General features: G+C 42.9%; 6 protein-coding genes and 1 pseudogene. All 7 read left to right on the top strand.

All coding sequences use genetic code 11. The features are described 5' to 3' along the window. Positions 1-320 (top strand): OmpH family outer membrane protein (locus tag ACJAT7_RS17565; RefSeq protein WP_415228095.1); only part of this gene is annotated, 320 nt, incomplete at its 5' end. Between the two features lie 10 nt (positions 321-330). Then, positions 331-1347, top strand: coding sequence for a UDP-3-O-(3-hydroxymyristoyl)glucosamine N-acyltransferase (gene lpxD / locus ACJAT7_RS17560; RefSeq protein WP_415228094.1), 1017 nt, complete (start codon positions 331-333; stop codon positions 1345-1347). A gap of 15 nt (positions 1348-1362) precedes the next feature. Continuing rightward, on the top strand, positions 1363-1815 hold the full coding sequence (gene fabZ, locus ACJAT7_RS17555; protein WP_415228093.1) for a 3-hydroxyacyl-ACP dehydratase FabZ: 453 nt from the start codon (positions 1363-1365) through the stop codon (positions 1813-1815). After that, positions 1815-2603, top strand: coding sequence for an acyl-ACP--UDP-N-acetylglucosamine O-acyltransferase (lpxA, locus tag ACJAT7_RS17550; protein WP_415228092.1), 789 nt, complete (start codon positions 1815-1817; stop codon positions 2601-2603). The genes fabZ and lpxA overlap by 1 nt, the downstream gene beginning before the upstream one ends. Before the next feature lie 67 nt (positions 2604-2670). Continuing rightward, on the top strand, positions 2671-3810 hold the full coding sequence (gene lpxB, locus ACJAT7_RS17545; protein ID WP_415228091.1) for a lipid-A-disaccharide synthase: 1140 nt from the start codon (positions 2671-2673) through the stop codon (positions 3808-3810). A gap of 37 nt (positions 3811-3847) precedes the next feature. After that, positions 3848-4462 carry a ribonuclease HII gene (gene rnhB, locus ACJAT7_RS17540; protein ID WP_415228090.1) on the top strand — a complete coding sequence of 205 codons (615 nt, stop codon included), beginning with the start codon at positions 3848-3850 and terminating at the stop codon, positions 4460-4462. Positions 4463-4475: 13 nt separating this feature from the next. Then, positions 4476-5546: pseudogene (locus ACJAT7_RS17535) on the top strand (PHP domain-containing protein); the annotation flags it as partial.

Here is a 5546-nt window from a genome sequence, read left to right as displayed (position 1 = left end):
TTGAAAAAGATATAACAAAGATAGAATCGACACTCGAACGTGATGCTGAACTGATGGCTGCAGCGGATGTTACCGCCTTAAAACGTAAGGTTGAAGTGAAACTATCTGAGTACAAATTAAAACGTAAAGCATTTGAAGAAGATAATCGTCGTCGCCAAGGTGAAGAGCAACAAAAGGCCTTACTTATGGTGCGTAAAGTTATCAATGCAGTTGCAGCAGAAGATGGTTACGATCTTATTTTAAATGGTGAGCAGATTGTTTTCTCAAAACCAGAACTTGATATTTCAGATATTGTAATTAAAGAAATCAGCAAAAAGTAGATTATAAATAATGAGATACAATTTAGCACAGTTAGCAAAGCTGCTAAACGCCCAACTAGTGGGTGATGGGGAGCTTGTTTTAGAACGACTGGCAACTTTTGAAAAAGCAGGGCAAGGGGATATTACCTTTGTTTCTGATAAAAAACTGCTTACTAAGTTAGGTGATTGCAAGGCCAGCGCGATTGTTTTGCCGAGTGCTTTACAAGACAGTTATCAGGGTAATGCGCTGTTTATGGCCAATCCTTATGTGGGATACGCATTATTAGCGCGGCTCTTTGATACAACACCTAACCTGTCTGCAGGTATCGCGCTTTCTGCCGCTATCCATGCAACGGCGGAAATCGGTGAAAATGTTGCAATAGCCGATAATGTTGTGATTGAAGCGGGTGTTAAAATTGGCGATAACTGTCAAATCTATGCCAACGTCGTCATTGGCGACCATTCTATAATTGGCGAACAGTGTAAAATTTATCCCAATGTCACTATTTATCATGATTGTCAAATGGGTAAACGTTGTATCGTCCATGCAAACAGTGTGGTTGGATCTGATGGCTTTGGCAATGTTCCCTATCAAGGTGCCTGGGTGAAAATACCGCAAATTGGTCGGGTCTTGATTGGTAATGATGTTGAAATAGGCGCGTCAACAACGATAGATCGCGGCGCTCTGTCCGATACTATTCTTGCTGACGGTGTGAAAATTGATAACCAATGTCAGATTGCGCACAATGTTTCGATCGGCGCCCATACAGCGATTGCCGGAGGCTCAAATGTAGCCGGTAGCACAAAAATCGGTACAAACTGTATTATAGGTGGTTCGGTAGCAATGAATGGACATATCACCATTGCTGATAATGTGGTTATTACCGGCGATAGTATGGTGATGCGCAGTATTCATGAAGCGGGGGTTTATTCCTCTGGCGTACCGGCACAAGAAAATAGAGCCTGGCGTAAAACAACCGCATACACGTTAAAAATTGATGATTTATTTAAACGTGTCAAAGAACTTGAAAAACAACTTAAAGATTAAATAAAGGAAGCAATCGTGAGTAACGAATTAAATTCACTAGACATCAAAGAGATCATGGATCTTCTGCCGCATCGCTACCCATTTCTATTAGTGGATCGCGTCTTAGATTATGTTCCGGGTAAAACATTACACGGTGTTAAAAATGTTTCTTTTAATGAACCGCAATTTCAAGGACATTTCCCTGGAACGCCAGTTTTCCCTGGTGTGATGATTATTGAAGCGTTAGCGCAGGCCACGGGGATTTTAGCTTTTGCTACTTACGGTAAACCTGCTGAAAATGAGCTATATTTCTTAGCATCAATCGATAAAGTGCGTTTCCGTAGACCGGTTGTTCCTGGTGATATTTTACATCTGGAAGTGATTTACCTTAAAGAGCGTCGTGGCATGGGCAAATTTGAGTGTGTGGCAAAAGTTGACGGAGAAATTGCCTGCCAAGCTATGATCATGTGTGCAAGAAGAGAGGTTTAATGACAAATTCATCAGCTACAATTCATCCAACTGCGATTGTGCATGAAAATGCGATTATAGGTCAGAATGTCGAAATCGGTCCCTATACTATTATTGGCGATCGCGTCGAAATTGGTGACAATTGTTGGATTGCACCGCATGTGGTTATCAAAGGCCCAACTAAAATGGGTCAAGGTAATAAGATCTTCCAGTTTGCCTCTGTGGGTGAAGACTGTCAGGATCTAAAATATAACGGTGAAGAGACGTTTTTAGAAATCGGTGACAATAACGTATTTCGTGAGAGCTGTACTATCCATCGCGGCACAGCGCAGGATCAAGGCACAACACGTATCGGTAATAATAATTTACTGATGGCCTATGTACATGTCGCGCATGATTGTATCCTCGGGGATAATATTATCCTATCCAATAATGCGACGTTAGCCGGGCACACTAAGCTCGCTAATAACGTTATTATCGGCGGTCTTTCCGCACTCCATCAATTCACTCGCGTTGGTGAGTATGCGATGATTGGCGGCTGCTCGGCGGTCAATAAAGATATTCCACCCTATTTTATGGCAGCCGGTAATTATGCGCAGGCGCAGGGTATTAATTCAGTAGGTTTAAAACGTCATGGTTTCAGCAGTGCTGCTATTATGGAAATTAAACGTGCCTATAAAGTGCTCTGCCGTCAGGGTAATACGCTTGAAAATGCAAAACTGGAAATAGCCGAAAAATTAGATGCTTGTCCTGAACTGAAAATCTTATACGATTTCATCAGTGCAGAGAGCCGCGGCATAATCCGTTAAACTTACGGTCAGTCGTTTTATTTAAAAAAGGCTCATTAGAGCCTTTTTTTTTAAGAGTGAATTAGAAATGAAGAAACCATTAACAATAGGTTTGATTGCAGGCGAGGCGTCCGGTGATATTTTAGGTGAAGGATTAATCAAAGCCTTAAAAGTGCATTATCCAGACGCTATTTTTGAAGGGATAGCAGGGCCGAAAATGATTGCGCAAGGTTGCCGGGCTTTGCATCCTCTTGAAGCATTGTCTGTGATGGGCTTTGCTGAAGTCTTATGTAAATTGCGCAGCATTTTACGTATCCGCAAGTCGATTATTAACCATTTTATCGCCAATCCTCCCGATATTTTTATCGGTATCGATGCGCCAGATTTTAATTTAACGGTTGAATTGAAATTAAAAGAAAAAAATATAAAAACAATTCATTATGTCAGCCCTTCCGTATGGGCCTGGAAGCAGTGGCGTATCCATAAAATTGCCAAAGCCACGGATCTGGTACTGGCTTTTCTGCCCTTTGAAAAAGCCTTTTATGATAAATTTAATGTGCCTTGCCAATTTGTTGGTCATACACTGGCCGATCAACTGCCTTTGATCCCGGAAAAATCGCACGCCCGAAAAAAATTGGGGCTGGCAGAGCAGGAGAAGTTGCTCGCCATTTTACCCGGTAGCCGTAAAGCGGAAGTTGAGATGCTGGGACCGATTTTTCTGCAAGCGGCGTCCATTATCAGCCAGCAGTATCCCGCACTTAAATTTATTGTGCCTATGGTTAATGACGCGCGTAAAAAACAGTTTTTGGCACAGCAGAAGCTCTATGCACCGAATCTTCCATTACAAATATTTGACGGTCAGGCAAGTGCTGTTCTGCAGTCAGCCGATACCGTATTACTTGCTTCGGGGACGGCCGCGCTTGAAGCTATGCTGGCTAAAGCGCCGATGGTGGTGGCATATCGCGTTAAACCTATAACTTATGTGATTGCCAAATCATTAGCGAAGATTAAATATACCTCGCTGCCTAATTTAATCGCAGATAAAGAGGTGGTTAAAGAGCTCAGTCAATACGATTGCACTGTGGAGAATATCGTTGCAGAGTTACAGCGCTTATTAGGCCAGGACAATAGTGATATGATCAATACCTTTACTGAGCTGCATCAGTTAATTAAATGTGATGCAGACGCGCAGGCCGCCCAAGCTGTGGTTGATCTACTAAAAAAATAATAATTTTTCGGATGGCGTTTTAGATGAGAAATATAAAATGAGCAAATTAAAAACAGACTACGCAGATGTTATTTATCCTGATTTTAGTTTAATCGCAGGTGTCGATGAAGTGGGTCGAGGGCCTTTGGTTGGGGATGTTGTTACCGCCGCTGTTATTCTCGATGCCAACAATCCAATTGCCGGGCTCACCGATTCGAAGAAACTAACTGAAAAAAAACTTGTCTTATTATTTGACGAAATTCAGGAAAAGGCAATTTGCATTGGCATAGGTCGGGCATCTCCGGCTGAAATTGACCAGCTTAATATACTGCATGCCACTATGCTGGCAATGCAGCGTGCGGTTGAACAACTCACAATTGTGCCTGAATTTGTCTTTATTGACGGTAATCGCTGCCCGAGTTTGAATATGCCTTGTGAAGCGATTGTTAAAGGCGACTTACGGGTTGCTGAAATCAGTGCTGCGTCGATTATTGCCAAAGTAACACGCGACCGGGAGATGGTTGAGCTTGATAAAAAGCATCCTCATTATGGGTTTGCTCAGCATAAAGGCTACCCCACTAAGGCGCATTTTGCTGCATTAGAAAAGTATGGCATTATCCCTGAATATCGTAGAAGTTTTAAACCAGTATCAAAGCAACTCGGCTTGCTCTAAAAGTAGATAACCTATGTCTGAAGCAGATTATTCTGTTGTAAAAAATTGTGAACCTAAGTTTATTCACCTGCGTGTGCACAGTGATTATTCCATGGTCGATGGTTTAACTAAGGTAAAGCCTTTAGTTACTAAAACAGCGGCTATGAATATGCCTGCATTAGCGCTCACCGACCAGAGTAACTTTTGCGGTTTGGTGAAGTTTTACGGGGCCGCCCACGGCGCCGGTATAAAGCCGCTTGTCGGTGCTGATTTTTGGGTGCAGAGTGAGCTGCTTGAAGATGAACAGTTTCGTCTGACCGCGCTGGCTATGGATAATGACGGCTATAAAAATGTCACCGAGTTAATCTCTAAAGCCTATCTGCGCGGACATATTGGCGGCCGCGCGGTTATCAGCCAGGAATGGCTGATTGAACATAATAAAGGGGTAATATTGCTTTCCGGCGCCAAAGAGGGCGATCTGGGTAAGACCTTGTTAAAAGGCAACCGTGAGCTTGCTGAGTTAATCACGCAATTCTACCAAACCCATTTTCCACAGCGTTATTACCTTGAGCTGATTCGTACCAATCGCCCTGATGAAGAAAATTATCTGCATTTAGCGCTGGCATGGGCTGAGCAGTTTAAACTTCCTGTGGTTGCCACTAATCAAGTTGTTTTTGCCGATCAAAGCTTGTTTGACGCCCATGAAATTCGTGTTTGTATTAACCAGGGTTACACGCTGGGCGATGATCGGCGCGCTAAAGAGTACAGTCCTGAACAATATCTGCGCAGTGAACAGGAGATGTGTGAACTGTTCTCAGATATTCCCGAAGCGCTGGAAAACAGTGTGGAAATCGCCAAACGCTGTAATGTCACATTACGTCTGGGTGAATATTTTCTGCCCGATTTCCCCACCGGTGATATGTCGATCAACGATTATTTCTGTGAGGTTTCCTGTAACGGGTTATAAGAGCGTTTAGATTTCTTATTTGATAAAAACGCCCCTGATTTTGCCGAAATCCGTAAACCCTATGATGAGCGTCTGCAGATTGAATTAGACGTTATCAATACCATGGGATTCCCAGGCTACTTCTTGATCGTTATGGAG

Origin of the sequence: Psychromonas sp. (assembly GCF_047632995.1) — a bacterium.
Lineage (GTDB): Bacteria > Pseudomonadota > Gammaproteobacteria > Enterobacterales > Psychromonadaceae > Psychromonas.
Note: the sequence above shows the minus strand (reverse complement) of the source record. Positions and strands in the feature narration are given on the sequence as shown.

What these genes read in the sequence shown, in the direction of transcription:
- lpxA (WP_415228092.1), top strand. Translation starts at nt 1,815, where the DNA reads ATGACAAATTCATCAGCTACAATTCATCCAACTGCGATTGTGCATGAA.
- lpxB (WP_415228091.1), top strand. Translation starts at nt 2,671, where the DNA reads ATGAAGAAACCATTAACAATAGGTTTGATTGCAGGCGAGGCGTCCGGT.
- rnhB (WP_415228090.1), top strand. Translation starts at nt 3,848, where the DNA reads ATGAGCAAATTAAAAACAGACTACGCAGATGTTATTTATCCTGATTTT.
- lpxD (WP_415228094.1), top strand. Translation starts at nt 331, where the DNA reads ATGAGATACAATTTAGCACAGTTAGCAAAGCTGCTAAACGCCCAACTA.